Annotated in this window: 1 protein-coding gene; it reads left to right on the top strand. The window is 60.6% G+C overall.

All coding sequences use genetic code 11. The annotated features are described in order from the left end of the window. Positions 1-121: 121 nt before the first annotated feature. Positions 122-1,405, top strand: a complete 1,284-nt coding sequence (locus tag ACF08D_RS31280; RefSeq protein ID WP_209923685.1) for an IS256 family transposase — start codon at positions 122-124, stop codon at positions 1,403-1,405. Positions 1,406-1,708: the final 303 nt, after the last annotated feature.

Below are 1,708 nucleotides of genomic sequence, written 5' to 3'. Positions count from 1 at the left end.
ACGGTGCCCGCCCAACCGTCATGACACCCGAACGTACCGAACGGGCCCGCTCCGGGAGTGTTTCTTAAACGGTGTTTCGGCCCGACACGCTGGGTGAATGCCCGGCGAGAAGGGTGCCGTGATGACGACACTGGATGATGTGACGAAGAAGAAGTCGACACCACCGTCGGCCGAGGAGGCGGCGGCAGCGGAGCTCGTGCGCTTGGCGAGAGAGCAGGGCCTGTCGCTGACGGGCCCGGATGGGCTGCTCAAGCAGTTCACCAAGACGGTCCTGGAAACGGCATTGAACGAGGAGATGACCGAGCATCTCGGGCACGACAAGAACCAGGCCAACCCGGATCGGGCATCAACAAATATCCGCAACGGCACTCGGTCGAAGACGGTACTGACCGAGTCGACCGGGCAGGTCCCGATCGAAGTCCCCCGAGACCGCGAAGGGACGTTCGAACCGCAGATCGTCAAGAAGCGGCAGCGTCGGCTCAACGGCGTTGATGAGATCGTTTTATCGTTGTACGCCAAAGGGTTAACGACTGGGGAGATCAGCGCGCACTTCGCTGAAATCTACGGTGCATCGGTCTCGAAGGAGACGATTTCTCGGATCACCGACAAGGTGATCGAGGAGATGCAGGATTGGTCTGCACGTCCGCTCGATGAGGTGTACGCCGCGATCTTCATCGATGCCATCGTGGTCAAGATCCGCGACGGCCAGGTCGCGAACAGGCCGATCTACGCGGCCATCGGGGTGAGCCTGGACGGGCGCCGCGACGTGCTTGGTTTGTGGGCCGGCACGGGCGGCGAGGGCGCCAAGTTCTGGATGAGCGTGCTCACTGACATCCGTAACCGTGGCACCAAAGACGTTTTCTTTCTCGTCTGCGACGGTCTCAAGGGCCTGCCGGAGGTTGTCGAGCATGTGTGGCCGGCCACCACGGTCCAGACCTGTGTGGTGCACCTGATCCGCAACACCTTTCGGCTCTCGGCACGTCAGCACTGGGACGCACTGAAGCGGGAACTGAAGCCGATCTACACCGCGCCGAGTGAGGCAGCGGCGCGGGCTGCTTTCGACGACCTTGCCGAGAACTGGGGCAAGCGGTATCCGGCGATCATCCGGCTATGGGACAACGCGTGGGAGGAGTTCATCCCGTTCCTTGACTATGACACGGAGATACGTCGAGTCATATGCTCTACCAATTCTATTGAGTCGCTGAATGCGCGCTACCGGAGGGCGGTCAAAGCTCGCGGTCATTTCCCCAGCGAGCAAGCCGCGCTCAAATGTTTGTACCTGGTGACCCGTTCGCTGGACCCGACAGGCAAAGGTCAGGCACGATGGATCACACGGTGGAAACCCGCTCTCAATGCCTTCGCGATCACGTTCGCGGATCGTTGGCCCGGATCAGAAACCTACTGATGAAAACGGCCGAAACACCGTTAACGAGATAGTCCCCCCGCTCCCTCTGTGAGCAAGGCAAGAGTCTCGACGCTATCGCCTCCATGCGGGGTGTCGGCAGATCTTCGATCAGCAGAGCGCGTTGACTTCCTCTGGTGGTAGCGGACTTTCACAAATCTGGCGAGAGCACACATGATCGGTGCCGGTCGACTACTCGGTGATGATTGCCCGTCAGCTTTGTCGAGTGTCGGGGTGGGGCGGTATGGAACCGTGGATCGAACCTGGTTGCACCCCTTCGACAGCCGATTCGGTGTCAATCTGGCT

This window comes from Streptomyces sp. NPDC015131 (assembly GCF_043079975.1).
In the GTDB taxonomy this organism is placed as follows: domain Bacteria; phylum Actinomycetota; class Actinomycetes; order Streptomycetales; family Streptomycetaceae; genus Streptomyces.
The sequence above is the reverse complement of the archived record's forward strand: the minus strand, read 5'-3'. Positions and strand labels throughout refer to the sequence as shown.